The organism is Chryseobacterium sp. 2987, assembly GCF_031456375.1.
GTDB lineage: Bacteria > Bacteroidota > Bacteroidia > Flavobacteriales > Weeksellaceae > Chryseobacterium > Chryseobacterium vaccae.
The window spans coordinates 312,310-336,930 of the sequence record NZ_JAVDUN010000005.1 but is presented as its reverse complement, the minus strand read 5'-3'; the positions used below and the strand labels follow the sequence as shown (position 1 = coordinate 336,930).

The 24,621-nt window shown below is 39.0% G+C and carries 20 protein-coding genes; 4 read left to right on the top strand and 16 right to left on the bottom strand.

Annotated elements, in window-relative coordinates; translation table 11 throughout:
• Position 1 precedes the first annotated feature (1 nt).
• The 6 genes from J2Y40_RS16980 to J2Y40_RS16955 are packed head-to-tail and all read right to left on the bottom strand — an operon-like array spanning position 2 to position 8,711.
• Entirely contained in the window at positions 2–247 is a 246-nt protein-coding gene (locus tag J2Y40_RS16980; protein ID WP_115929440.1) for an acyl carrier protein, read from the bottom strand.
• Position 248: 1 nt separating this feature from the next.
• Complete coding sequence (locus tag J2Y40_RS16975; RefSeq protein WP_153392241.1) at positions 249–1,652, bottom strand: MATE family efflux transporter; 1,404 nt, start codon at positions 1,650–1,652, stop codon at positions 249–251.
• Positions 1,649–3,463, bottom strand: coding sequence for an IucA/IucC family siderophore biosynthesis protein (locus J2Y40_RS16970; RefSeq protein WP_310000288.1), 1,815 nt, complete (start codon positions 3,461–3,463; stop codon positions 1,649–1,651). Before J2Y40_RS16970 ends, J2Y40_RS16975 begins: the two co-directional genes overlap by 4 nt.
• A gap of 8 nt (positions 3,464–3,471) precedes the next feature.
• Positions 3,472–4,791, bottom strand: a complete 1,320-nt coding sequence (locus tag J2Y40_RS16965) for a SidA/IucD/PvdA family monooxygenase (protein WP_310000286.1) — start codon at positions 4,789–4,791, stop codon at positions 3,472–3,474.
• A complete protein-coding gene (locus J2Y40_RS16960) occupies positions 4,784–7,213 on the bottom strand; it encodes a GNAT family N-acetyltransferase (protein ID WP_310000284.1) in 2,430 nt (809 codons plus the stop codon). The genes J2Y40_RS16965 and J2Y40_RS16960 overlap by 8 nt, the downstream gene beginning before the upstream one ends.
• Positions 7,176–8,711, bottom strand: a complete 1,536-nt coding sequence (locus tag J2Y40_RS16955) for an aspartate aminotransferase family protein (RefSeq protein WP_310000281.1) — start codon at positions 8,709–8,711, stop codon at positions 7,176–7,178. Before J2Y40_RS16955 ends, J2Y40_RS16960 begins: the two co-directional genes overlap by 38 nt.
• Before the next feature lie 216 nt (positions 8,712–8,927).
• Between J2Y40_RS16955 and J2Y40_RS16950 the strand changes: the two genes are divergently transcribed.
• Together J2Y40_RS16950 and J2Y40_RS16945 are read left to right on the top strand one after the other, a co-directional pair.
• On the top strand, positions 8,928–10,034 hold the full coding sequence (locus J2Y40_RS16950; RefSeq protein ID WP_310000279.1) for a TauD/TfdA family dioxygenase: 1,107 nt from the start codon (positions 8,928–8,930) through the stop codon (positions 10,032–10,034).
• 146 nt (positions 10,035–10,180) lie between these two features.
• On the top strand, positions 10,181–11,602 hold the full coding sequence (locus J2Y40_RS16945; protein ID WP_310000277.1) for a serine hydrolase domain-containing protein: 1,422 nt from the start codon (positions 10,181–10,183) through the stop codon (positions 11,600–11,602).
• A gap of 88 nt (positions 11,603–11,690) precedes the next feature.
• Here the strand turns inward: J2Y40_RS16945 and J2Y40_RS16940 are convergent, their stop codons facing one another.
• The 6 genes from J2Y40_RS16940 to J2Y40_RS16915 all read right to left on the bottom strand — a co-directional run bounded on the left by J2Y40_RS16940 (position 11,691) and on the right by J2Y40_RS16915 (position 16,727).
• Positions 11,691–12,491 (bottom strand): alpha/beta hydrolase family protein, encoded by an 801-nt coding sequence (locus J2Y40_RS16940; RefSeq protein ID WP_231128622.1) that lies wholly within the window; start codon positions 12,489–12,491, stop codon positions 11,691–11,693.
• Positions 12,492–12,592: 101 nt separating this feature from the next.
• Positions 12,593–13,162, bottom strand: a complete 570-nt coding sequence (locus J2Y40_RS16935) for a Crp/Fnr family transcriptional regulator (protein WP_310000274.1) — start codon at positions 13,160–13,162, stop codon at positions 12,593–12,595.
• Between the two features lie 9 nt (positions 13,163–13,171).
• Positions 13,172–13,696: a GNAT family N-acetyltransferase gene (locus J2Y40_RS16930; protein WP_153392225.1), complete on the bottom strand. Its 525-nt coding sequence runs from the start codon at positions 13,694–13,696 to the stop codon at positions 13,172–13,174.
• A 425-nt stretch (positions 13,697–14,121) separates the two neighbouring features.
• Positions 14,122–14,700 (bottom strand): nucleosidase, encoded by a 579-nt coding sequence (locus J2Y40_RS16925; RefSeq protein ID WP_153392223.1) that lies wholly within the window; start codon positions 14,698–14,700, stop codon positions 14,122–14,124.
• Between the two features lie 15 nt (positions 14,701–14,715).
• Positions 14,716–15,414, bottom strand: a complete 699-nt coding sequence (locus J2Y40_RS16920) for a DsbA family oxidoreductase (protein ID WP_310000270.1) — start codon at positions 15,412–15,414, stop codon at positions 14,716–14,718.
• A gap of 119 nt (positions 15,415–15,533) precedes the next feature.
• Entirely contained in the window at positions 15,534–16,727 is a 1,194-nt protein-coding gene (locus J2Y40_RS16915) for an MFS transporter (protein WP_310000268.1), read from the bottom strand.
• Between the two features lie 356 nt (positions 16,728–17,083).
• Between J2Y40_RS16915 and J2Y40_RS16910 the strand changes: the two genes are divergently transcribed.
• Positions 17,084–17,815: an MBL fold metallo-hydrolase gene (locus J2Y40_RS16910; RefSeq protein WP_310000266.1), complete on the top strand. Its 732-nt coding sequence runs from the start codon at positions 17,084–17,086 to the stop codon at positions 17,813–17,815.
• Between the two features lie 13 nt (positions 17,816–17,828).
• Here the strand turns inward: J2Y40_RS16910 and J2Y40_RS16905 are convergent, their stop codons facing one another.
• A complete protein-coding gene (locus J2Y40_RS16905) occupies positions 17,829–18,170 on the bottom strand; it encodes a hypothetical protein (protein WP_153392217.1) in 342 nt (113 codons plus the stop codon).
• Between the two features lie 675 nt (positions 18,171–18,845).
• On the opposite strand from J2Y40_RS16905, the gene J2Y40_RS16900 reads away from it, so the two are divergent.
• A complete protein-coding gene (locus J2Y40_RS16900; RefSeq protein ID WP_310000262.1) occupies positions 18,846–19,439 on the top strand; it encodes a Crp/Fnr family transcriptional regulator in 594 nt (197 codons plus the stop codon).
• Positions 19,440–19,483: 44 nt separating this feature from the next.
• On the opposite strand, the gene J2Y40_RS16895 is transcribed toward J2Y40_RS16900, so the two are convergent.
• Genes J2Y40_RS16895 through J2Y40_RS16885 form a run of 3 tightly spaced genes read right to left on the bottom strand, consistent with a single transcriptional unit; the run spans position 19,484 to position 24,409 of the window.
• On the bottom strand, positions 19,484–21,643 hold the full coding sequence (locus tag J2Y40_RS16895) for a DEAD/DEAH box helicase (RefSeq protein WP_310000260.1): 2,160 nt from the start codon (positions 21,641–21,643) through the stop codon (positions 19,484–19,486).
• Positions 21,640–22,956 (bottom strand): ATP-binding protein, encoded by a 1,317-nt coding sequence (locus J2Y40_RS16890; RefSeq protein WP_153392211.1) that lies wholly within the window; start codon positions 22,954–22,956, stop codon positions 21,640–21,642. The genes J2Y40_RS16895 and J2Y40_RS16890 overlap by 4 nt, the downstream gene beginning before the upstream one ends.
• A complete protein-coding gene (locus J2Y40_RS16885) occupies positions 22,949–24,409 on the bottom strand; it encodes a tellurite resistance TerB C-terminal domain-containing protein (protein WP_310000257.1) in 1,461 nt (486 codons plus the stop codon). Before J2Y40_RS16885 ends, J2Y40_RS16890 begins: the two co-directional genes overlap by 8 nt.
• Positions 24,410–24,621: the final 212 nt, after the last annotated feature.

The window sequence follows — 24,621 nt, the reverse complement described above, 5'->3', positions numbered from 1 at the left end:
CTTAGTTTTCTACGAGTACATCGTATTTTTTCATTTTCTCACGGATTTTTCCTACCGTTCCCATTTCAAGAATATCATTAAAATCAAATTTGATCTGATAAAACTGCTCCAATGCTTCTACAATGAGCAGATGGGACATAGAATCCCATTCGGGAATTTCCTGATAGGTAAGGTTTTCATCAACCAACTCTTTTTTAACAGCAATAGCTGATGCAATAATTTCATAAAACTCTTCTGTTGTGTTCATTTTAAATTTTTATAGTTTTCCATTTTCCATTTTTGAAGATCAGTAAGAACAGTACAGCAAGCACTATTTCCGAGGAAACAATGGCCGTAAAGATCCCTTTCAGCTCCCATTGAAGGCGTACCCCAAGCAGATAGGCTAAAGGAAGCTGAATAACATAAAACATGATCATATAAAGCAGGGTTACCTGCATAATGTTCCCGGCAGCGTTAAGAGCCCGGCTGATTACCATTGTAAAGCCCAGCAGCAAATAAGCTATAGACACTACATGAATGTACTGTACGGCATATCCTGCCACTTCTGGCTCCTGAGTAAAAAAAGTAACCACATATTTTGCAGCGACCTGCCAGAGCAGGGCGACAGCTACCAGATAGGTCATGTTGATTCCTCCGGCCCTCCAGACTGTTTTTTCCGCCCGGTCCGGATTTCCAGCTCCTAAATTCTGTCCTGTCAGTACTCCTGCGGCATTTCCTATTCCCCAGGCAGGCATTGTAGCCACAGAGGCAACCCTTTGAGCAATGATATATCCTGCAAGAGCTGTAGTTCCGAACGTCGCGATGATCTTAACCATAATCAGCCAGCTGGAAGCAGGTATAATATATTGCACAAGTCCTCCCAACGCGATCTTCATCATCTTTTTGAGTAAAGGAAGATCGAAACGAAATTTCACCACAATATTGATACTGGTCTTACCGGAAAGGAGAATAAAGAACTGGTACAAAACGGCCAGCAGCCTTGATAACACGGTAGCATAAGCCAGTCCCATAAGTCCATAGGCAGGAACAGGTCCAAGCCCGAAAACAAGTACAACGGCAAAGACCATACTCGAGATATGGCAGAGCCACAGGGATTTCATGGCAAGATCAGCATCCCCAGCTCCCCTGAATAATCCATTAACGGAAAGTCTCAGAATAACCAGCCCGATACTAAGGAAAACCAGCTGTGAGAATGGTAAAGCCTGCGTCATTGCTTCCGGGCTAAAGCCAAGAAAGCTGATGATCTCTCCTGCAAAAAGAAATGACAAACCTCCAACAAGTAGGGCAAAGGCAGAGGCCAGCAATATGATATAATGGGCAGTTCGGCTCATTCCATCTTTGTCCTTTTCCCCGGCTCTCCTTGCAGTGAGTGTTGCCGCAGCTATTCCCAGACCTATTGCAATGGCGTTAGCAAAATTGATATAGTTGTCTGTGATCCCCACAAGCCCTAGAACCTGATCTCCCAATCGGGCAATGATCAGTAAATTGATACTGACAAAGACAGATTCCATCAATAATTCTAATACCATAGGAATGGCAAGGCTGAAGATAGAGCGATTAATACTTCCTGAAGTCAATTCTGTTTTTTTTCCTGCCAAAGCTCCGTACGCAAATACAGAGCCTTCTTTTATGATATGCAGCGCTTTTCTCATACTTCCGCTACAGAATTTTTATTGATGATCTGGTACAGCGGATTAAGAAGGGCGCCATCTTTCTTAGGAATAGCAAAAGCTTTATTTTCGCTATAGCCGTTATTCTTCAGACGGACACTGTTGATATAGAACCTTTTGAATGCCGGAACATACAGATCATACTTTTCGTACCGTTCCTTCAGATGCGGATTCTGATTTTTGTACTCTTTTATACATTCATGAACAAGAGTCCAGAATGTTTCTTCCTGGAAGTTTGAATACGTATGCAAAACATTGGAAAGATATCTGAAAAACGCATCAAAAATCCCCAGCAGAATAGAAAGTGGTACGTTTTCTTTGTTTGAAGACTGGATCAGCCCGTCTGCAAGATGGTCAGGCAGCTTTTCCCTGGCTTCAGGAGTCAGTACAATATCATCTACAAAGTCTTTAATGACAATCCTCTGAGGAAGACCATTCTTCAGCACAACCATAATGTTTTCTCCGTGAGGAGTCACACAAAGAGAATGAGTATAATAGATGTGAAGCAGCGGAGTAAGATAGGCAGCCAGATACTCCGTGATCCATTCTTTGATGCTGACTCCTGCTTTTTCGGCAAAAGCCTGTACCAAAGGAATTCCGTTCTGATCAACGTACAGCAGGGAAGCCATGGTAAACATTTCTTCACCTTCTTTCAGGGAAGATATGGCACTTTCACGCCATAGAGCCCCTAAAAACTCATTGTACTGATAAGGTACAGCGGTTATAGCATTGTATTGAGGATGCAGATAGGCAACTGAAGCTTCCTCACCCAGGAAAATGGTTCCTTTTGTCTCCAGATATTCATCATCTTTAATCAGACCTTTTACCCAGTCTGTAATCAATGGAGCAATTCTCATCTGCTTAGGAGAAAGTCCTCTGATATTTCCTGTACTCAGAATAGAAACTGCGGTTTTCAAGTATCTTTTTTCCGGATGCTCTGTGTTGAATAAAGTCCGGATGCTCTGCTGTGGGCTGTAAAAATCATTTCCTCCCCCTAACTTTATTAAAATTCCGGAAGCTATATCTCCCGCAAAATGAATCTTCAGCTTATGTTCCCACTGCCATGGATGTACAGGAATTAAATTGTAATCCTGAACAGATTTTCCTAAATCAATCAGTTGCTGCTGAAATACCTGATACAATTTGTCTCCAATTTCCGAACGGTAAAAGTTTTCCTGATCAATATGCTCCAGCGCCTGAAAGGCTGATCTGTCTTTATGGGCAGCCAGCCACAGAACTTTTATGTCCTGCCCTGCTTCCGGCGCGTAAACTTCAAGATCAGAGGGAGAAAATCCCAGCCGGCTTTTATTGACGATTACCCAGGGATGGCCTGTCATCTGATGCTCTACCGTCTGATAATTGCTGGAGGCAAGATCTTTTGAAGAAATAATTCCTCTGGATAAGATCAGCGCATCACAATATAAAGTATGAAGCAGTTCTTCTGTATATTTTGCTAACGTATTAGAATCTAAGTCAAATACGGTCTGCATTTCAAGAAAGAATTGAGGAACATTCAGGGTCTGACTTTTTACCTCATTTTCAATCTTAGCAATACTGTCTTTGTCGATATGCCAGTAATCCATCATTCTTTCCTGTCCGCGGAAGCTGTATTCAATATTTTCCAATCCGGTTTCAAGTCTGAAAACGGTGAATCCTGCTTCATCCTGGAAAACAGGAATAGGTTTCAGGCGCTCTTCATGCATTAACTCCGCAAAGGTTTTAGCCATCAGATCGCGGTTGGCCATCAGCCAGATTTCCTGACTGATGGGTGTATTATTTAAAGTGGTGTTCATTTTTAACATTATATTTTGGCAGTTGTTGGTATGGCGGCATATTTTTCAACATCAAAATCCTGGAATGCAATTTTATTTTCAATCTTATAATATTCTCTTCCCAGAATATCGTTGATGATATAAGAATTACGGTAAGCTGCCATTCCCAGATCCGTTGAAATATAGCTATGGGTATGAACTTCTGCGTGCAATACATAGATTTCACCGCCATTATGATCTATTGAATAGTTCCGGTTAACCGCAAATAATCCGCCTGAATCCCTTTTAATTCTGGATTGAATATTTTTAAGGAATGAAGGTTCATGGTAGCGGTATCCTGTTCCAATCACCAGATAATCGGCTTCCTGATCATACTGAACATCCTGTTCCAGCTGAGTAAATTCAATAATCAGCTGGTCTGTACTACTGTTGTCTACCCTGTCCAGCTGGCTGTTCGGAATAATGGTAAGTTTCGTATCAGCATTGTCAATATTCAGATCATAAATAAAATCATAGATCTGGTTGATGAGATCATAGTTAATCCCTTTGAACTGAGCTTGCTGCTTGCTTAAAATGGCCTTCCTTGCGCTTTCGCTTCTGCTGTAGAAATAGTCTACATAATCAGGAGAAGTAAGCTCTAAGGTCAGTTTTGAATATTCCATCGGGAAGAAACGGTCCGGGCGGGAATACCAGCCTAACTGAGTATTTTCATTCCGGCTCTGCAACAGATCATAGAAAACCTCTGCCGCACTCTGTCCTGAACCAATCACCGCAATTTTTTTACCCTGGGACAAAAGCTCTTCCTTACGGTACAAATAGGAACTGGTATGAAGAATCCTGGAATCATCTTTTGGAATAAATGAAGGGATATGGGGCTGTGTACCTGTTCCGAGGATTAACCTTTCTGTCCTGAAAACTTCGGCTTCTTTAGTTTTGGTGTGAATGGTCGTTACTACATACAATCCGTCTTCATACACAATATCCACAACCTGTGTTGAAAACCTGCACTGCGGCAATTGGCTTACTACCCATTGACAATACCGGTTATATTCTTTACGAGGAATGAAAAAACCTTCCCGGATAAAGAATTTATAAAGCCTGTTGGTTACTTTTAAATAATTCAGAAGACTCAAAGGATTGGTTGGATCAGCCATGGATACACAGTCACACAAAAACGGCGTCTGCAGGGTTACATGATCAATCATTAATCCCGGATGCCAGTCGAAACTGTCTCTCTGGTCCAGGAAAAGAGTTTTTAATTCAGAAATCGGATTGGATAATGCGGCCAGTCCCAAATTAAAAGGCCCGATTCCAATTCCGATCACGTTATATGGGGTTTCATTATTCATGTTCAGTGGTTTTTACGGTAAATTGTACGTATTTGTTCTGTGGAAACTTTTCCCAATACCATTCCCGGTAGCAGAAGTTAAGGTTGGCTTTTTTATGAGGCATTTCAATGACCTTTTCCACTTTAAAGCCTACATGTGCTTTATTCATCATGGATGCCAGAGAATCTACAGAACCTTCACCCACCATTTTCCCAACTTCAGGCTGGGCAAATACGTAATCTACCATAGATTGTGTGGAAGGAGAAACATATTTCTTTTTAGGATCGGTTGGAGCAATAAACTGATGGGTTCCGTAATCTGTCGGAAGAACATCATAATAATCGCCTACAATATCCCTGCATGGCCAATAGACTTCAATATTACAGGAAGGTTCGCCGTTGCTTATGACAATGTAACTTTGGGCTTCATCGCCGGGAAGCATAAGACGGTAATAGGTTTCCAGCTCATCAATGGGCCAGTTCATCTGCCAGATTTTAACGGCATGTTCGCGGTTGAACCACTCATGAAGCATTTCAAGATCCTGATCAAGATCAATTGGACGCATGGTGATGGTCACCTCTTCTTTTTCGAAATAGCGTTTGAAGAAAACGTCTTTTCCTTTCGGATGGATCAGCTGGTCTGAAAAGAAATACTGGTGAAGAAGATTGGGAACTGTTGCATAAGAAATCGCTGACGCACTTGTAATTCCGTCAATTTCATTGGCTACTGCCTTAAAATTGGTTTTTGTTCCCCAATAATGGTTTTCAAGAGCATAACGGGTGAAGTCTGAAGGTTCTTCGGAATGTACTCTCTCAAACTCCCTGTAAAGAATATCTATCAGGGCTCTTTCTTTTACCCATCCTGTCTTTCCTAATGAAGCAATCAATGCGGAAAGATTGCTGACCAGCACATGATAGGAAACAATATCTAAAAGACGCTCATCCCTGATAAAAAGGTCTTCAATTTCAGGATAAGATTTTGCAAGTTCAACATACTGTTCCCGTGCACTTTCTCTCAGAAGATATCCCTGAGCATCTCTTATCCAAAGGGTTTCCGGCATCAGATTCTCATCAAGGCTGATCAGGAGATTCTGCTGGTGGGCTTCAGGAGCCATTCCATACCGGCTGAACAAGTAATTTAAAGGCTCAATGAATAACTGAATGTATTTTTCAAACCAGATCATCACCGACTCTTCAGGCTTTGTTCCCAGCTTTTCTGAAACATCATCAAAAAACTGCTGTATAAAGGATTTCCCATCAGAAGGTTCATCCTGGCATAATCTGGCCAGAAGCAATATTTTGTCTTCCGCCTGGAAAGGGTTTTCACGGATCAGGAGATTCAGGCTCTCAATGTTTTTACCGGCATGATACACTCCTAATGTAACAGGTTCCAGCAGTAATCTGAAGTGACTGAACTTTTTGTCAAAATTTTCGCCCGCATGTTTCCTCCATAAAGCTGATGCGTATCCTCTTGCCAGATCTTTTTCAGTATTAATTCGTATTGAGCCCGTCAACAGAACATTTAAAGAGAACTTGGGCATCCACGGAATATCCGGGCTGTACATACTTCTGATGGATGAGGTTGAGTAAAATCCTTCACCTGATTTTCCGATATAAACCAAAGTACGGTTAGTAAGCATTTCCGAACCCTCTTTTGTTGATAAAAGATAGCTGGCCTCCCACGGGTGGCATGGAACCGCATAAAAATCTGAAAGCCGTTCTTCTCCGCTGAGGTGGTTTTCTACCAGATCTTCTGGTAATGAAATGATGCTTTCCAGAAACCGACTGTAAGGAATATCCAATACAGAGTTTTCTTTCACACAGCTTTTATGGACAAGGAAATATTCAAGCTGAATTTCCCTGTTGAATTCCGGGCCGTACAGAAGCTGCTCCTCTCTGGAAAAGCCCATTCTGGCCTTGGTAAACGGATGAAGATTATGCCCTACGGGAAGCTGCTGTTCAGATTCAAGGAAGGAATAAGTTAATTCATTTTTACCCTGTAATCCGGCATCCATGATCAGTTCCAGGTTTCTAAGGCTGCTGTGGATTCTTTTGGTAAAAAGTTCTAGTCCCTGTTGGGTAGACTGTTCAGAAAGTTCTTTATAAACCAATTCTGTCAACTGATCAGTATCCGGTTGAAAAAATTGCTGATTTTTATGGTCAACCACCCATAACTCCTGCCCGTAATGATGAAAAGTACTTTCGGAACGGTAAGAAACGGGGGCGAATAAAAAGACCTCACTTTTTTTCAGATCGAATCTTATATGTAAAGGATAAATACTGTTTTGAAGTGCCTGGGCTGTAAGAAGATCATATTTCGGAACTCCTTGGTAGAATTTCCCGTTTGCGAGTTCGCGAAGCATTCCGTTCAGCAGGATCCGTACAGTAATTTCCTGTGCTTTTTCTTTATATTGAGTGGGCTGCTGTATCAAAGTCTTTTCCATGCATTTTGATTTTGTTGAGAATTTCATGTACGTCTTCAGTGGTGGTGATCGGATTCAGGAAGGTAAATTTCAAATAGAAATTCCCATTTACCCTTGTGCTTGCTACCAGAACTTCTCCGCTGTAGAACAGTTTCATTTTTATATACTGATTCAGGGCGTTCAGATCTGTGATTTCAGGCCTTATATACCGAAACACAAGAACACTCAGGTCTGTATCTGTAAGCAGGTCGAAATCCGGATCTTCAGTAAGCATTTCCGCAACATCTTTGGTAAGATCTATTACCGTGTCAGTATATTCGGAAAGCTGTTCTTTACCCATCATTCTTAAGGTAAACCAGAGTTTCAGAGCATCAAATCTCCGGGTACTTTGCGTAATGGATTTATTGATCTGTGCAGGAATCTCTTCTTCATCCATTTCTTTGGGATTCAGATAGTCTGCATGGTGTTTAAGAATAAGCAATTCTTTTTTGTCTTTAACGATAAAAGCACTGCTGCTTATAGGCTGGAAGAATGATTTGTGATAATCAATGGTCACTGAGTCTGCTCTTTCAATTCCATTCAGAAGATGGCGGTATTTCTCGCTTAATAAGAGCGCGCATCCGTAAGCTGCATCTACGTGCATCCATATATTATATTGTTCTGCGATATTGGCAATATCTTCCATAGGATCTACATTTCCGAAATCGGTTGTTCCTGCCGTAGCGACAATTCCTATCGGGATATTTCCCAATTGTTCTTCCCTTTTGATGTATTTTTTCAAAAGAGCAATATCCATTCTGAATCTTTCATCAGTAGGAACTTTTACGATCGCTTTTTCGCCCAGTCCCATGATGGAAGCATTTTTCAGATTGCTGAAATGGGATTTATCTGAAACGAATATTCTGAACTTCGATGCTTCACGCGGAAGCCCGTCCAGTTTGATATTATGATGATATCTTTTCTGTGAAAAACAGTCACGCATCATTACCAGGCCCATTAAGTTACTCTGTGAGCCTCCGGCTGTGAAGACTCCGTCACTGTTTTCAGGATGATAGCCCAGCTGTTCTGCGGTCCAGTCAATTAGTTTTCTTTCCATAAAGGTCCCTCCGGCACTCTGGTCATAAGTATCCTGTGAAGAATTAATTGCGCTGACAAGAATTTCTCCGGCTAATGCGGGGATAACAACCGGACAGTTAAGATGGGCTACATACTGCGGCAGGTGAAATGCGGTAGCATGTTTTACATAAATATGGTCTACTTCCTGAAGAAGTTCCTGGTAAGAAGACAGTTTCTGATTAAGGTCTATCTGCTGTACCATGGTTTTCATTTCTTTGGCTTCAATACCGCTGAAAGGCTTTTCATTTCTGTGTAAAAATTTTCCTACAAGATCTAAAGTATCGCCAACAGCGGTACGGTAGTGATCATAATTATCAGAATGAAAAATATTTTTAAAATTCCCCAAAAAGTGAGGAGAGGTAGCACTGAGGACATCACCCGCAGGCATTTGGTTGTGGTTCATATAAGTATTTGTAAGGTGATTTTTAAATCAATAAATTGTGAGTATTATTTTGATACAATTACATATGTATCTGACAGTCAGGTTTTTAATTTTCTACATTTTTTTACTTTTTATTTGGTGATTTATAAATTATTCATAAATTTGAACTCGCTATTGTTATTTAGAATAATTAAAAACAAATATAAAAATTATTACTTAACACCAAATTTATTTTTAATGAATTCTATAGAAATTTTAGATAAAGACAGTATTACTGCCGTAAAACTGCTTCCTGCAGCTATTGAGATCACTTCTCAGGAGCGAAGAATGATAAAAGATGCAGCTGTGCATCTTCATAGAAAATATGGCAGCTATGAAAACAGAGATTTTATAAGACATGTCCACCAGCTTGCGTCCTATTTTCTGCCCGAAAGAATTCTGAATATAGCAGCTGATTTTGCAAGCGATTTTTCAAAAGACCAATACGGAGCATTGATATTTAAAGGTCTTATGGACATCGATCAGGAGGAAATTGGTATTACTCCATCCAACTGGCAGTCTGCCGATTCCTCTAAATTTAATCTTTATGGATTTGCCTGCGCATTGGTTCACGGTGCTCTTCCGTCAAAACCTGTACAATATTATTCACAGCGTAAAGGCGGAGGATTGATCCATGCCATTATTCCTGATGAAAAAATGCGTGAAACTCAGACAGGATCAGGATCTGCAACAGATCTCTATGTTCATACCGAAGATGCTTTCTTAAAACATCAGGCAGATTTCCTCAGCTTCATGTATATCCGGAATGAAGAGCAGGTACCATCTACCCTATACTCCATTCGTTCTCATGAATCTATCGGGGAAAACTTCAAACCTCTTTTTGAACGGATCTATAAAATTCCCAAGGATGCTAATCTGGAGACAGATGTGAATGAGGAAGAGACTTTAGATTCTGTTCTCTATGGTAACTTTCGTCTTCCTTTTATGAGGTTTGATGCGGCAGAACAATTGTTCAATCCGGACATTCAGCAGTCGGAAGAAGCGCATCATTGTTTAAGTGAATTCTGGGAAGAGGCACGGCATCTGATCTATTCGGATTTTACGCCACAGGCTGGCGATGTTATTCTGGTCAACAATCATTTATGTGCTCATGGAAGGTCAGCTTTTCGTGCCGGAGTAAGGAATATTGATGGTGTAGAACATCAGTGCCAAAGAAGAATCATGCTTAGAATGATGAGTAAAGTAAGCCTGATTGATATGAGAGCCCATACTCTTACAGACGATCCATTTTTTGTAATCGAAGAACATTTGGGTAAAAACTTTCAGCAACTTCAAAATGTTTAGTTAACATTTTGAAATTCAACCATCAAAATCTCTTTTAAGTTCTGTGCTTAAAAGGGATTTTTGTATTTCCTCTGTAATTAAGGCTTTTTTAGACTATATTTGATCAAAACTATTTTAACCTCACCAAAACTAATAACTCATATCTCATGACAAAATCAATCATGGCATCAACTGTAAGAAAAGCAGTATGCGTTAATCTTGTGCTATTTTCCATCGGATCATTTGCGCAGGACAAAACTAAGGTTCTGGACAGTATTTTTACTTCCCTGTACAACAAGAAAAAATTCAACGGCAATGTACTGATCGCTGAAAAGGGCAAACCTGTCTTCGAAAAAAGCTACGGAATAGCGGATGAAGCAACACAGCGCAAACTGGATCCTAAAACGACGTTTGAACTGGCTTCTGTCTCTAAACAGTTTACCGCAATGGGAATTGTTCTGTTACACAAACAAGGAAAACTCAACTATGATGATAAGATCTCAAAATATATCCCTGAACTGTCTTTCTATGATAAAATAACGGTAAGAAATCTCCTGAACCACACGAGCGGACTTCCTGATTATATGGAATTATTCGAAAAAAACTGGGACAAAAGCAAATTTGCGGTCAATGACGACATCGTCAAAGAATTTGCAAAATACAAACCGGCTCTTGAATTTGAACCCAGTCAGAAATATGAATATAGCAATACTGGCTATGCTTTGTTGGGCAGTATTATTGAACGGGTTTCCAAACAATCTTTTGGAGATTTTCTGAAAGCCAATATCTTTAAACCTCTGGGCATGGATCATACCCTTGTATACAGAAGCCGTTACAAACCGCAGACCATCGCCAATTATGCCTTAGGCTATGAAGAAGATAATTCCGGAAAAAAGGTTCTTCTGGACAGCTATGGAAAGGAGTTTTATACCTATTATCTGGATGGAGTTGTAGGTGACGGAATGGTGAACTCTACCGTTGAAGACCTTTTGAAATGGGACAGAGCTTTATACACGAACAAGCTTGTAAATGACGATGATAAAAAGTTAATATTTAACGATGTTACAACGGGTGACGGAAAACAAAGCGGCTATGGTTTCGGATGGAAAGTGAAAAACAGCCCAAAATATGGAAAAATAGCCAATCATTCAGGTGGCTGGTCAGGATACGTTACTTATATAGAACGGCATATGGATAACGATAAAACGTTCATTCTGCTTCAGAATAATATGACCCGGAAAACAGTTGTTCCGATAGACGAAATCCGCAAAGTTTTGTATAACGAAAAGCTGGACGTTGAAAAGCCATTAAAAGCAGCTACACCAACCGATACACAGTTGAATTCTTATACAGGAGTTTATAGTGCTCCTAATTTTCCAATGAAACTAAAGGTATTTGTGCAGGATCATGTTCTTTATATACAGGCAATAGCAGAAGGACAAGAACCCGTAAAACTGACTGCCTATGAAAATCATATCTTTACCAATGAAGAGGACGAGATCAAAATGACTTTTAATCCAGAGCTGAAAACCATTGATTTCAATCAGGGAAAATCTTTGAAATTAAAATTCACGAAAGACAAAGAATAATAACTAACCTAAGAGTTCGAGTTAAGAACTGAGGTTAAATAGTTAAAAAAACAGGCTTCCGATTTTGGAAGGCTGTTTTTTTATGTTGTTAATGTTTAAAAAAGTTATCAAACAAAACCAGCTGTTCAGATAGTGACCGGCTCCAGTATTGATCATCATGACCGCCTAAAGATTCAGTGTAGAGGTGCTGAATTTTGAGGTCTGTAAGTTTTTTATGAAAATTCCTGTTCATTTCAATCATCTGAATATCTTCTGTACCACAGTCAAAAATGTATTGCTGTCCGGCAGAAACCATGAGTTTGGTTTTACTGTCAGTCAGGAAGTTTTTGTTTAACGAAGCCACAGGTCCCAGCACTTTATCTACGTTATATTTAGTATATCCAGGTCCAAATGCAGCCAGATCCAGTGCTCCGCAGGAACTTCCCACAATACCGAAAGTTTTATTATAAACGGTTCCGATAGTAACTGCTCCATAGCCGCCCATACTCCAGCCCAGAATGCCCCGGAATTTTTTTTCAGCCTTTACCGGATAATTTTTATCAATAAACTCTACCAGTTCTTTTCCAATGAAAGTCTGATACTGAGAATCTTTAACAATCGGGCTGTCGACATACCAGGAATTAAAATTTCCGTCCGGCAGAACATAAATAGTTTTATATTCCTGCGCTTTCTTAGCCAGATCCGGAATATCCTGTTTCAGAATTCGGTCCGGATTTCCGCTGTATCCGTGAAGAATATAGACTGATGGGTATGTTGTTCCCTGCTGTGCGTCAGGAGTAATGATCACCGCTTTTATTTTTTTGTTCATTTTTGAACTGAAGATCTCCTGATGAATGATCTTCTGAGCAGACATAGGAATGCATACTGCTGTCAGGATTATAAGACTCATTAGCTTTTTCATACGATAAAATAATTAATTACGGAATAATTTCCTAACACAAAGATGCTCATGATCTCATGAAAAAGCCTCAACATATGTTGAAGCTTTTGTTATAGTATTTCTTTTTTTATACGGCTGAGCTGAGTGGGTGTAATTCCCAGATAAGAAGCAATATGATGCTGTTTCAGACGGCTGTATAGTGATTTGTTCTCCAGAAGTTTCAGATAACGTTCTTTAGCGGTTTCATGTTTTAAAGATATTTCCAACGGTTCTTTTTTCACCACCCAGTTTTTTTCCAGGTAATGAATTTGAAACAGGGCCAGATCATGGTACTTTAAAAGCAGTTCTCTATATTCACGGACAGGATATCGGATCACGGTACTGTCTTCCAGGGCAATAATCGTAAAATCACTCGCCCGGTTTTCCACAATAGCCGCTGTAGAGACAGCAAAACTATGCTCTTCAAAAAAAATCTTATAGACGGAATCACCCTGTTCATCTATTGTATAATACCCCACCAGCCCCGATTTTATAAAATAATAATACCTGGCTGCTGCTCCTGCCTCCTGCAAAAGCTCATTTTTAGAGTATCTTTCTTCAGTACAAATATTGATCAGCGCTGCAATTGTTTTGTCAGACAGCGGATAATACTGCTTAATCTGTTCTATAAACTCTTTCAAATCTCTAAATTACGGATTCAGAACTTTTTTCATCATCAGATCAGTCTGTTCATCATCTCCCAGCCTGAAAGTATGGGTTCCGAATGTTTCAAAGCCATTTTTTCTGTAAAAATCAAGAGCTCTATGGTTCTCCTCCCAAACGCCTAGCCACAAATATTCTTTCTGAAGATTTTCCGCCATTTCGAGAGCTTTCTCATACAGTAATTGTCCTATTTTTTTACCATGGTGGCTTTTTTTGACATAAATCCGTTCTATTTCCAGAGAAGCATCATCCTGAAGCTCTGTTTGTGCCGGTCCTGAATTCAGTTTAAGATAGCCTACAGGATCATCATCTTCACAAACAATGAAGAAATAGGAATCCGGATTATTCAGTTCGGATATCATCTTTTCTGTGCTAAAGCTTTCTTCCAGATATTGTTTCATCATTTCTTCAGAATTGCTGTCTGAAAAAGTTTCAGAAAAAGTCTGTCTGCCAAGATTTTGTACTACTTCAAGATCTTCTGCGGTTGCCTTATTGATTATAATTGGGATCATTTTTAAGTTTTAAGAGCCTGTTTAAATTTCTAATTTGATTTTTTGTACCATTCAAATCTTAATATCAATCACATTCTTTGAGTATTTTTTGATTAAAAAGATAATGTTCTTATAGTGCTTTTTCCTGACGCAAAGGATTTCATTTTTGAAGCTGCTGATTTTAAGGGGGCAAAGGATGAGATCAACTTCGTTGATTCGTCGAAGCGTATGAATAAACATACCGTTTCATGAGCGGTGAAGTGGCCTCACTTTGCCTGCTTAAAATAAAGCGGAATTATTCATCAACTTTGCGTTAACCTTTTTTGCAGACTTGAAGAAATCCAAATTTGCATGACCTTTTAAAAAAAATTTCAAGCTTGATGTATCGAATTTTATCAATAAAAATAGGATAATCAATCGTATAAGAGGCTTAAACAGGTTTAAGATTAAAATAATATTTTCTTAAACGCTTCCGCTGCCAGATGTACCTGTACGCTCCAATCGTCTGCCGCATCACTTCCTGCATCATCCGAAATATACTTCAGACACAAAAACGGAATATTTTCTTTTTTAGCGATAAGGGCTAATGGATAAGCTTCCATGTCTACGATATTGTAGTCTGTTTCAAAATGATTCATTTCAAAACTATCACCGCTGCCGCAGATACCTTCTTTCAAACCGTTCATCTGCATTCCATATTCCAGTACCGGCGGAATTCCGGACAGAGGGGTTTCATACAAACTGAAGCCAAGTCCTCTTACATCCATATCGCGCTGGATAAATTTCGTGCAGCAGACCACTTCTCCTTTCCCAAAGCTTTGGCTTCCTGCCGAACCAAGGTTAACGATTAGTTTAGGCTTTCGTAAATGAACCTCACGTGTAAGCTCTATAGCAGCATTTACCTTTCCTATCCCTGTTATTAATTTATTCTTCCCATCGAAGGCCTTTCCTGCTTCTGAATCCAGAGCAAATACAAAAAGTGTTTCTGATATCGGAAAATGAAGTTTGTCGTTAATTTTTATCATTGGAAATTCAGAATATTAAATACTGCAGCCATCCGCATCACATGAAGCACCTCCTTGTGAAAGATCTTTAAAAGGAGTTACCGTTTCTTTATAAGTCTGCTGAAGAGCATCTTCAAAAACCTGAGGCGGCTGTGCCCCGGATACGGCATATTTCCCGTTCAGGACAAAGAAAGGAACACTGGAAATACCATTATTTCTCGCTTCCATAATATCCTGATTCACTTCATAATCAAATTCATCGGAAGTTAAAGCTGATCTTGCTTCCAGATGATTAATGCCTAAATCTTCAGCCAGAGCAATTAAAGTATCTACATCTCCAACATTCTTACCATCTATAAAGTGAGCTTTGAACAACGCTTCTTCCATTTCAGAAGAAACCCCATGTTTTTTGGACAGATGAAGGAGTCGGTGTGCCTTAAAAGTATTGGTGATCAGAGCTTTTTCAAAATCAAAATTAATTCCCGCTCCTTTTCCTGCTTCTGCAACGTGGCTGATCATTTGTGAAGCCTGTGCTTCAGGAAATCCTTTTTTCTCCTTAAAATATTCAATCGTATTTTGGGTAGACGCAGGATCAAGGGAGGGATCAAGCTGAAAACTCTTCCACTCTACTTCTACTTCATCTTTAAACGGCAGTTTCTCCAATGCCTGCTCAAAGTTGTGCTTACCGATATAACAAAACGGACACATTACATCCGACCATATTTCTATTTTCATTTTTTATTTTTATTCTTGATAAAGTTTTACGTTCCCAAATTTAACCTATCCTGTCATTGTAACAAAATTTATTACAATATATATTATCGACTACTGAAACTGATATTCTCTATTGAAAGTTAACTTTCTGAAACTCCCACCCTGTTACAGAAAAGAACATGAGCAATGATGGCCAGCAAGCCAAAAGAAGCTCCTACAAAACATACACCGCTCCATTCTGCATACTGCCATGCAACAGACGCCAGCCATGTTCCCAATGATCCGCCGATGAAATAGGAAACCATATAAACAGTATTTAATCTGTTCACGGCATTGGATTTTATCAGGAAATAGTTGGTCTGGTTCATAATGTGACTTGATTGTACACCCAAATCGACAAGGATAACGCCAACAATCAGCCCCCAATAGGTTTCTCCTGCAAAATAAGTGAAGCCCCAGCTTCCCAAAACAATAAGAAGTGAGTACAGAATAATCCGGTTAATATCCAAATATTTCTGAAGCTTACCTACTTTAGCTGCTGCCAAAGCTCCTACAGCACCGGCAAGTCCGAAACTTCCCACGACTGAAGAACCGGCATTGAATGGCGGTTTTTCCATATGGAAAACCAGTGTGGTAAACAAAGCACACATAGATCCGAATGCCATTGCTCCTCTGAATGAGGCCAGCTGCAGAATCGGTTGCGTTTTGGCAAGATGGACAACTGAGCCCATGAGCTCTTTATAGGTTCCTTTGAAGTTAGGATGCAGTTCCGGAAGCATTTTGTAAACAGCAATCCAGACCAGAATCATAAGTCCTGCAGCAATCCCGAACATGGCTCTCCAGCCCCAGACCTCTCCTACAATCCCGCCAATGAAACGGGAAAGAAGTATTCCCAGAAGCAATCCGGACATTACCGTTCCGATATTGGAAGATTTTTCCTGGTCTGATGAAAGTTCAGCGGCAATAGGAACAAACAACTGCGGAATCACGGAAGTAGCTCCTATCAGAAGGCTGGCCGCATACAGCATCCACAATTCATTGGCAAAAGTCATCCATAGCAAAGATCCGAATACCAGAAACAGGTCAAATAAAATTAGTTTTTTACGGTAAAATTTATCTCCCAGCGGTACAATTAGCAGCAATCCCAGGGCATACCCAATCTGGGTAAGAACAGAAATCCTGCTTGCGGCACTTTCTGAAACCTTAAGATCATCTGAAATAAGAGCCAGAAGCGGCTGGTTATAATAATTATTGGCTACTACAAGCCCTGAAATAACCGCCATCAGCCAGATCACAGTACGGGAAATACCGTTTGATGAATTTACCTGCATCATAGATTTAAATTTTACATCAAATTGAATTACTAAGACATATGGAAAAAGTAGTTCAGAACCGTTAATACCAACAGGAAATACAGTTTCTTTTTGACGGGCAAAGATAATCAATAAAAAAGAGACTGCTCCGGAAAACAGTCCCTGATTCTATTGCATTTTTAAAATTATTCAAGTAACGAGAAGGTATAATTTTTCATCTGTACAGCCTCAGCAGAATACCTGGCAAGGTTGTATTATTTTTTAACGGAGAAAAGATTGTTATTATTTTCTACTGATTACATCATGATTGTTTTTGCCAATGAACTGTATTGAGAAAAAGGCTTTCAGATTTTGAAAATATTAGGGAAATTTGCATCATGAGAATTATTCCGCTTAAAGAAGGCAATTTTTCAGCCAGCAGAACGAAAGATTTTACCCTTTTAACCTCTGAAAATTTTGATACCGTTAAAGGGATCAGAATGTCAGTACAGCCTTTTCTGATCATTACAGAACATGATCATATCCTTCTTGATACCGGTATCGGATGGAAAACATCTGAAGGAAAAACTGTAATCTCCGAAATCCTGGAAAAAGAAAATGTAAAACCTGAACAGATCACCAAACTGCTACTATCCCATCTTCACAAAGATCATATTGATGGCAGTATACGTCTAACAAAGAACGGTTTTGAGCCGGTATTTCCCAATGCGGAAATATTTATCCAGAAGCGGGAACTGAACTATGCCATGGAAAACAAGGGTAACCCTTCTTTCGATTTTGAAATACTGGAAAAACTGATTTCACTACCCAACATCATCTGGATGAATGAAGATAAAGGTCAGATCACGGATGAAATTTCTTTTGAGGTTGTGGGAGGACATACGCCTTTTATGCAGGTATTCTGGATCAGGGAAAATCATGAAACTGTATTTTACGGAGCCGATGATCTTCCGCAGGAATCTTATCTGAAATACCACCTTGCGTACAAAACTGATTTTGATGGCAGAAAAGCGATGAAATTAAGGCTGAAATGGCAGAAAGAAGCCATTGAAAACCGATGGAAAATACTACTTTATCATGATCTGGATAAAGCAGTAATCCAAATGTAATCCCAAACAAACTTTAAAGGTCGTTAAACCATTTGTAAATATCAACCTCAGACAGAATGTTAAGCTTTTTCCTGAGCCTGTTTTTCCTGTTCTGGATGGCCTTTGGTGTCACAAAAGTATACGTCGCAATTTCTTTAGTGGTAAAGTTGAGCTTTAGATAGATGCAGAAAATCTGTTCAGAATTTTTGAGATTGGGCTGTATGGCTCCAATTTTACCAAAGAAATCCGGATATACCAATCTGAATTTATTCAGCAGCCGGGGAGAGTTTTCCTTGGCCAGTGCTATAATTTCATCCTGTACTAAAATTTTTTGACTCAAATTTTCTAAATTGGGTTCAGGTTTTTTGTTTTTCATAATTGTTTTCTCATCTCTACTTATTTCCTGCCTATTTATAATATTCCGGCAGTACAATGCTTCAGTTTCACTATGCTTTAACAGCTGTTTTCAGCTTCTTTCCATAGAAGCTTTAATTTGTTTTTTTAAAATTTCATAAGGGTCAAATGGCGTATCCTGGTTTCAGCTTCGTTCTAAAAGTTTCCGGGAAAGAAAATCCTGCCGGATATTTTAAAACAAAAACAAAGAAAGAAAAAATGATTAAATTTTTCCGCAATTGAAATACCACATACATACCACGTCATCTCTCCGGCCCATATAATTTTTCTAATTTAAACTCAGTCTAGGAAATTAAGCCTTCCTGTTTATTATTTACAGCAAATCTAAAGGATTACCAGGCTTATTTTTTATGATCTCAATCAATGTATTTATTCAGATGATGAAAAAATTATTAAACAACCTCAGTTCAGGATAAGAATTTTTGATTTATAGAGCTTGGAAGCTGGGGGATGGAAGAGTTAGGTTCTGAAGGACATCAATAATAGATTACCATTTTTTTTAGCAAATTTGATTTTACAGAGGTTTTCAGTATTTATAACCAAAAGTGACTTCTAGCCTTTTATATTTAAACTCCTTAACCAGAACACTCAGGTTAAACAGCAGTTTAAAATTTTAATTTAAAAAAACAGATCACCTATGATCACTGAAGATTTATTACTTTCATACGGAGCTACTGTCAAATATTATAAAACTGGAGATATTATTTTTCGGGAAGGAGACTCTCCGTTGTATTATTATCAGATCAGAAGCGGCCAGGTAAAACTGAATAATTATACGGAAGACGGGAAAGAATTTCTCCAGAATATATTTTCTGACGGGCACAGCATTGGTGAGTCCCTGCTGTTTGTGGAGAGACCCTATCCAATGAATGCTGTAGCAATGGAGGAATCTCATATTCTAAAATTGCCAAAATCCGGTTTTCTGGATATCATCCGGGAAAATCCTGAAATTTCACTGAAAATTTATCAATGCCTAGCTGAAAGGATGTACTACAAGTATGTCATGCTGTATAACCTTTCATTTCAGAATCCCATTCTTAAGCTGAAACAGTTGATGGATTATCTCAAAAGCTATTATGAAGATAAAAGCTCTTATTCATTCCGGATTCCTCTTACCCGCCAGCAGCTTGCTTCACTCACAGGGCTCCGTGTAGAAACGGTAATAAGGGCCATAAAAAATATGGAAAAAGACAAAATAGTAAAAATTGAAAGAGGAAAAATATTTTACTAATGAATGAAACAGCCGGATCTTTTTTACAAGTTCCGGCTGATATGTTAAGAATGTAATAGTTTGTTTTCGATGAAATTCAGTTTTTCAACAAACTTAAAACATCCGTCAAAATCAAAATAGCGTTCCTTTACTATGGCTGCCTGATACTGTAAGGGGAGATAAGTTCCCCATTTGGAAAAACTCAGGATTTCGGGCAGGGTTTCCAGCAGCTCAGTCAGAAACGGTTCAAAATCGGTATTACATAAAACAGGATCCTTCAGCAACGACATAAACTCTGGTTTTTTCTGAAGTTCAATTTCAAACAAGGTCTCTCTGTCATCAAGAGTGTTCCCAATACCCATTTTGTTAAGGATAAAACTCAGTGTTCTGTTAATTTTTGACCCGGCAAACGAATAGAATTCAAAGTTTTCCTTCTCTGTGCCGGATAAAAGAGGCCTTTCTGTTTTTGGATCGGCAATATCGAAAACTTTAAACTCTTCACGCATCTGCCTGATAATTTCTTTTCCCGCATCATCCATAAAATCATAGTGATCTTCAGAAATAAGGATCTCAAGCATTTTTTGCCTGATTCTGGTAGCCGTATCCGCAGAATCTCCTAAAAACATCGGTTTTTTGCCATCTTTTGTTGGGATTACTTCTATTTTTTTAGATTCAAAATCAATATCTTTTATTTTCCAGATCCTGGCAGAAAGATAAATATTCTCATCAACCCGGATTTGTGGAGAAAGCGGCAGCTCCCCGATCTTTATTCCCTGACTGGAAACCTTGAAGTAAACCGGAGTGTGAAATAGCGTATAAAAATCTCTTGCATTCACCACCTTCTCTCCTTCCACTCCGATAATATATTCTCTTCCAAGTTTTTCAAGGAAATCAATAAGGGTAAGATGATTAATAATTTCCGTAATTTCTTCTGATTTAATATTTTTAAAGGCTGAGTTGACAGCAAGCTCTTCCAGTAATTTGGTAAGGGTAATTCCTGAACTTCCTTTAACCATAGAAAGAATCTGGTGAACAAGCACATCATAAGGTCTCTGATGAACATTGACCGGTTCTATATACTGTTCTGTAAAGAGAAGCCAGCAGGCTAAGGACTGAAGATGACTCCATTTTTCCGTAGCATATAAAAGCAGATTGCTGGATCTTCCTTCTCTTCTCCCGCTTCTGCCTACTCTCTGGATGAGAGAAGCAATGCTGTGGGTGGCATCAATCTGGGCTACTTCGTCTACATTTCCGATATCTATTCCCAGTTCCAGGGTAGAAGTACAGGAGATGCAGAAGTTTTCCGTTTTGCTTTTCTTGGCAAAGAACTCAACATATTCCCGAACTTCTTTGTCTACAGATGAATGGTGGGCAAAATAATTGGGATGGCCACCTACTTTTTCTGAGATCTTTTTCAGCTTTACAGCCACTTCCTCCACTCTCCCTCTGGCATTGGGAAAAACCAGCACTTTACGGTCGCGGGTTCTTATATAAAGATCTTTCAGCAGTTCAATCGGCAGTTCTTCAACCGTTCCCTGAAAATATTTGAAAACAGCATTGATAGGCTTAGGATTGGTATCCTTAATAACTGTTGTGTTCTCTGGGTTACCCAAAAACTCTTTCAGCTCAATATATTGATTATCGCCGTTAACTGTTGCAGAAAGACCTACAATCTTAAACGTACTTTTATTAATCCTCTGCAAACGCTGCAGCAATGACTGAAGATGAATTCCCCGGTCAGAACCCAGAAAAGAATGAATTTCATCAATAACCACATATTCCAGCGAGGAAAATAAATGCTGGACGTTATAGGGTTTGTTGACAAACATAGCCTCAATGGATTCGGGAGTAATCAGTACAATTCCGCCAGGATCTTTAATCAGTCGGTCTTTGGCTCCTTTTGAAGCTTCGCCATGCCATTTGGTTACCGGTACATCCAGATATTCACACAGCTTTTCTACCCTCATAAACTGGTCATTGATCAATGCAATCAACGGTGAGATATAGAGCACTTTCACGCCTGGTTCCTTAAAATTTACTTTTGACAGAATAGGCAGAAAAGCGGCTTCGGTTTTACCTGAAGCCGTTCTGGAAATAAGAATATAATTACGGTCCGTTGAGATAATTTTTTGAATCGCAGCCTCCTGGATAGGTCTTAAACTCTCCCATTTCTGATCCCTGATGTATTTTCTGATCGGCTCAGAGAGTATGTCGAAAGCCGTCATATCTCTTCAATACTGTCTAAAAGTACCAGATCATTCGGTCTTTCATCAGAAATTTCAATTTCTCCGAATAGTCTTTTTTTATCCGCACCTGGGTTTTGTCTGATGATATTCAGGATGTTTAAGAAATCTCTGATCACTTCTCTAGGCGTCAGGAATTCCGAAGCCCCCGGTTTATTAAACATTTCTTCCATAAATGCAGAAATATCCTCATCTGTGACGTTCAGTTCTGTTTTATAATTGAAATCGAAAATCAGCTTTAATTTTTTCAGCAGCACAAATATTTCGTTGTGATCCAGTGGGGTTAATTTAATAACCGGTTGAGCAAAATCTCTGATCTCCGCAGTTTCAAATTTATTGGTTTCCAGTCTTGTTTTTAAAGCCTGATAACTGAAAAGTCCCCGCCTTTCATTTTCCAGAAATTCTTTTGTTCCGGCAAAATTGATGAACAGATTGGAAACTTTCCCCTGAAAACAGTCGTTATAAATTGATAAGATCTTTTCATAATTTTTTTCACGGGCAGCAGCCGTGGAAATTTTATACAGATTAACCGCTTCATCCAGATTGATCATAAAACCGCTGTAACCCATACTCACAAAGAACTTACAGAAATTTTTAAGCATGTCGTAATAATTGGAATCATTGATGATTTCCCTCACCCCAAGATCTTGTCTTGCCTCTGTTTTTGTAGAATATTCCCCTTTCAGCCATTTCAGAGCATTTCTTCGTAGCTGGTCGTCTCCTGAAATATAGCCTTCATAATATTTTATGATCACCGAACCAAAATCAAAACCCCCAACTTCAGTAATTTCGTTGACTGTTTTCATAATAGCGCTTCTGATCAGATCTGTATGTTGGTCATGACGGATATCTGTAATTGAAATCCTGTTTTCTTCAGCTGTTTTGGTAATCACCTGCTCGATCCATTTTTCAAGCAAAGTCTGGAGCGCGCCTCCTTCCGGTTTAGTCTGAATGGCAATATTATCCATGATGGCAGAATAAAGGATCACACTTTTCCCGTCATTGGAATAGATCCTGTTATCCGGGGTAAAATCTGCATTGGCTACTACAAATTTCTGTTTCAGGGCAACCGTATTCAGTAAATGAAGCATAAAGGATTTTCCGCTTCCAAAATCTCCGATCCAGAATTTGGCCATGCTGTGACCGTTTTTTACATCATCCAGAGAATTGATAAATGCATTGATCTCTTCTGATCTTCCAACGGTTATATGCTGTACACCAATCTTCGGCACAACACCGCTCACCAGGGAATTGATAATGGATGTGGCTTCTTTGGGCTTAATATTTTCAATCATTGTTCAAAAGTTTTTTATAATAATCTGTATTCATCGTAAAATAATCATCCTCTTCCTCAATAAGGATGTCGTCCAGGATTTCATAACAGAGATCGTTGATAGAGTCAATCACAGCCCCCATGAAAAGGTTTTTAGCTCTTAGAAATGTACTCATTTCACTCTGTGGAATATTAAAGCTCTGCTTTTCAAAAAGGGTTAGAACTTCCTGCTGAATATCTGTTAAATTCAGTTCTTCACGGTATTTTATGATCTGAGGTTCTGCGTCTGTCTGAGCAATATTGATCGTTAATTCTTCACTGCCGGCAGAATCTTCAGTTTTTATTGATGTGGTTTCCGGTTCATCGCTAAGATATTCTTCCAGCAGAGCCACCGTTCCTGAATGTTGTCTTTTGACATCCTCAACGGCATCAGGATCAATAACGATTTTCTTCCGCTTTGGAAGATAAAGCTGATTGGCCTTTTCAATAGCTTCCTCAAGATTTCGGTCTCTGATAAATGTACTTAGAATTCTTTCAAAATCATGTACCTGTTCTGTAGTGGAAAAAAGGCTTTTCTGAATGCTCTTAGTCAGCTGTTTTCTGTCAAGCTTCGGAGAATTCATATCTTTATCCAGGTAATGGATATACAGTCTCAGTGCACAGTTTTTATCATGGCTGGCAACAAATTTTGAAGCTTCAAAAAAGATCAGATCTATTGAAGGATTCTTAATATTAACATCTGCTAGCCTGAAAATTTCCCTTTCAAAAGCCGCCGGGTTGGAATAATCTCCCTTAATTTCATCAAACTTTGTTTTCCAGCGGCTTGTATTATTTTCATTAAGGATGATATTGGTTTTATAATCGGCATCCAGAATCTGATTCCGGTTTTCAGCAAGAAAAATCTCCAGCTTAGAAACAATTTTTCTGTTATACTGATGCTGTATGTCCGGATTGGCGTAAGGAAAATCGGTATTAATTTTTCTTTTAATTCCGTAAGCCTCACGAACATTATTCTCACATAATTTTAAGATATGATTCAGGATCTCTCCCTGCACAGAATCGTAAGTATACTGGTAGTTTAAGCTGTCTTTTTTGTAATTATACTGAAGGCAGACGATAATTTCCGACAGCTCTTCAATCACCGAAGCATAAGCCCTGTTGACCGGAATACAGTTATTCTGAAGAAATTCAAAAGCTCTTAAAAACTGTTTCAGGATCTGTATTCTGCAATATTCAATTTCGTTAAAAACATTGGTTGTGAACCATAGCTTATCCATTACAACAGCCTGTTCAGCCGTCAGATTAAGCTTTCTGGAATATTTTCTTCCTGTTTTCCAGCTTTCAGAATCAGATGAGGATTCTTCTGAAGCCAGGCTGTTTTCAGGAACAGCTGTTCCGTAATGGATAGGAACATCAGCATTTCCGGAAACATCAATGATGGATTCGTCATGAGACATAAAAGGATCGTTCTGCATGGTTTCGTCAGTATTTTGAGGGTCTGTTGTGTATTAATCTATATTGAATGAATTAAACTTCTAATATAGTATAATAATTCCAGATTCAAAACTAGGTGAAATAGAGAAAAATCTATTACGGTTTCCCGTAAGAATTAAAAATGAACGACCCATTTTATTTTCTAAGAGTCTGAAGAAATATAAAAATCCACATTATCTTTTTAATGAAAAAA

Excerpts from the sequence above, each read along its gene's own strand:
- J2Y40_RS16920 (WP_310000270.1), bottom strand. The coding sequence starts at position 15,414 with ATGAAAATAGAAATATGGTCGGATGTAATGTGTCCGTTTTGTTATATC.
- J2Y40_RS16980 (WP_115929440.1), bottom strand. The coding sequence starts at position 247 with ATGAACACAACAGAAGAGTTTTATGAAATTATTGCATCAGCTATTGCT.
- J2Y40_RS16940 (WP_231128622.1), bottom strand. The coding sequence starts at position 12,491 with ATGAGTCTTATAATCCTGACAGCAGTATGCATTCCTATGTCTGCTCAG.
- J2Y40_RS16925 (WP_153392223.1), bottom strand. The coding sequence starts at position 14,700 with ATGATAAAAATTAACGACAAACTTCATTTTCCGATATCAGAAACACTT.
- J2Y40_RS16905 (WP_153392217.1), bottom strand. The coding sequence starts at position 18,170 with ATGAAAAACAAAAAACCTGAACCCAATTTAGAAAATTTGAGTCAAAAA.
- J2Y40_RS16950 (WP_310000279.1), top strand. The coding sequence starts at position 8,928 with ATGAATTCTATAGAAATTTTAGATAAAGACAGTATTACTGCCGTAAAA.
- J2Y40_RS16900 (WP_310000262.1), top strand. The coding sequence starts at position 18,846 with ATGATCACTGAAGATTTATTACTTTCATACGGAGCTACTGTCAAATAT.
- J2Y40_RS16890 (WP_153392211.1), bottom strand. The coding sequence starts at position 22,956 with ATGATTGAAAATATTAAGCCCAAAGAAGCCACATCCATTATCAATTCC.
- J2Y40_RS16910 (WP_310000266.1), top strand. The coding sequence starts at position 17,084 with ATGAGAATTATTCCGCTTAAAGAAGGCAATTTTTCAGCCAGCAGAACG.
- J2Y40_RS16945 (WP_310000277.1), top strand. The coding sequence starts at position 10,181 with ATGACAAAATCAATCATGGCATCAACTGTAAGAAAAGCAGTATGCGTT.
- J2Y40_RS16955 (WP_310000281.1), bottom strand. The coding sequence starts at position 8,711 with ATGAACCACAACCAAATGCCTGCGGGTGATGTCCTCAGTGCTACCTCT.
- J2Y40_RS16930 (WP_153392225.1), bottom strand. The coding sequence starts at position 13,696 with ATGATCCCAATTATAATCAATAAGGCAACCGCAGAAGATCTTGAAGTA.
- J2Y40_RS16885 (WP_310000257.1), bottom strand. The coding sequence starts at position 24,409 with ATGCAGAACGATCCTTTTATGTCTCATGACGAATCCATCATTGATGTT.
- J2Y40_RS16915 (WP_310000268.1), bottom strand. The coding sequence starts at position 16,727 with ATGATGCAGGTAAATTCATCAAACGGTATTTCCCGTACTGTGATCTGG.
- J2Y40_RS16975 (WP_153392241.1), bottom strand. The coding sequence starts at position 1,652 with ATGAGAAAAGCGCTGCATATCATAAAAGAAGGCTCTGTATTTGCGTAC.
- J2Y40_RS16965 (WP_310000286.1), bottom strand. The coding sequence starts at position 4,791 with ATGAATAATGAAACCCCATATAACGTGATCGGAATTGGAATCGGGCCT.
- J2Y40_RS16895 (WP_310000260.1), bottom strand. The coding sequence starts at position 21,643 with ATGACGGCTTTCGACATACTCTCTGAGCCGATCAGAAAATACATCAGG.
- J2Y40_RS16970 (WP_310000288.1), bottom strand. The coding sequence starts at position 3,463 with ATGAACACCACTTTAAATAATACACCCATCAGTCAGGAAATCTGGCTG.
- J2Y40_RS16960 (WP_310000284.1), bottom strand. The coding sequence starts at position 7,213 with ATGGAAAAGACTTTGATACAGCAGCCCACTCAATATAAAGAAAAAGCA.